This is a genomic window from Finegoldia magna, from assembly GCF_018371055.1.
Taxonomy (GTDB): domain Bacteria; phylum Bacillota; class Clostridia; order Tissierellales; family Peptoniphilaceae; genus Finegoldia; species Finegoldia magna_I.
On sequence record NZ_JAGYZD010000327.1, the window covers coordinates 1 to 1,440 of the forward strand.

A 1,440-nucleotide genomic window follows, 5' to 3' on the forward strand; every position below is an offset into this window, starting at 1 on the left:
CTACATCAATTATTGAAATGGAATATTCAAGCGAAAGTGCCGAACAAACTAACAAAGTATTGGAAGAATCATTAAAAGCTATTACAGATTTGACTAAAAAAACAATGAAAAAAGATAACATTCAAGTCGTTGATGCACCTAATGCAAAGAAGAAAATCAAACAACTTGTAAATAAAATGGACACTGCAATAGGATTGTTCTTGGGGATGTTAATCGGATTAGCTTATGCATTTGCCTCATATTACAAAGATCCTAATATTTTCTGCAAAGAACAATTGCAAAACAAATTGGGACTTGAAACAGTTAGCGTACTTTCAAATGATTACAATGAAAGTTCAAATAGCGCATTGAGATTATTGAACAGAAGAATAGACAGTTTTGACAATGTTGGTGTGTTTAGTTTTGATCAAAACACATCAAATTTAGCCAAAGCATACAATTCAAATTTCGATAAGAAAATTACAGCTGTAAGTCCAATTTCAGAAAAAGTGGACCTTACAGATTTGACAAAAGACATTCAAAACGCAATCGTACTTTACAAGAAAGACGATTCAAGATTAGGAGAAATAAAAAACACATTAGAAGCCATAAAATCGTTGGGAATTAATCCAGTTGCAGCAGTTGAAATCTCCAAATACAATTCAGACGACAAAAAATATTTACCATATGCTTAAAGCCAAACGCATTAGAATGAAAATTCTGGTGCGTTTTTTAGTGTACATATAAAATTATTGGGTATAAAAATAATGGTGATTAAATGATAAATTCAAAACTTTTTAAAAATTTTACAGAAGACGAATTTGAACAATTTGTAGTTGAATCAAATTCAAAACTTAATAAATACAACAAAAACTCATGTGTTTTTTCTCCGGGGGATGTTTGCGACAAAATCTACGTTTTAAAAAGTGGCAAGCTAAGTCTTGAAAAAACGGATATAAATGGCAAAAATACAGTAGTAAATATTTTCAAAAACCATGGAGAAGTCATGGCGGAAGTGTATTCTTATTTAAATAAAATCAGCGATTTTACATTAGTCTGTAATACTGATTGTGAAATATTAGAAATTCCTGTTAGTTTCTTCGATATTTCTAAAGACTCAACTCCGATAAAAAATAAAATAATGACCAATTTGGTTACAATTCTTGCAGAAAAAGCATTTTTCTTAAATAGCAAGGTAAGATTGTTGTCTAGTTTTTCTTTGAGGCAAAAAATCGCAACTTTTTTAATTCAAACAGAAAAAAAAGACGTATCAAAAACTGGAATGACAAGACAACAAATGGCAGATTTTATGGCTACGACCAGACCTTCATTATCAAGGGAATTATTGAGCATGGAAGATAGTGGTCTTATTGAATTAAACGGATCTGAAATTAAAATTAAAAACAGAGAAGAATTGGAAAACTTATTGTAATGAACAAATGTAACTTATGTTACAGAAAC

At 29.9% G+C, this 1,440-nt stretch carries 2 protein-coding genes; both read left to right on the forward strand.

Features of this window, described 5'->3' with window-relative positions; translation table 11 throughout:
- Positions 1–674 (forward strand): capsular biosynthesis protein (locus KHW44_RS09595; protein ID WP_304068884.1); only part of this gene is annotated, 674 nt, incomplete at its 5' end.
- Positions 675–757: 83 nt separating this feature from the next.
- Complete coding sequence (locus KHW44_RS09600) at positions 758–1,411, forward strand: Crp/Fnr family transcriptional regulator (RefSeq protein WP_304068886.1); 654 nt, start codon at positions 758–760, stop codon at positions 1,409–1,411.
- Positions 1,412–1,440 lie beyond the last annotated feature (29 nt).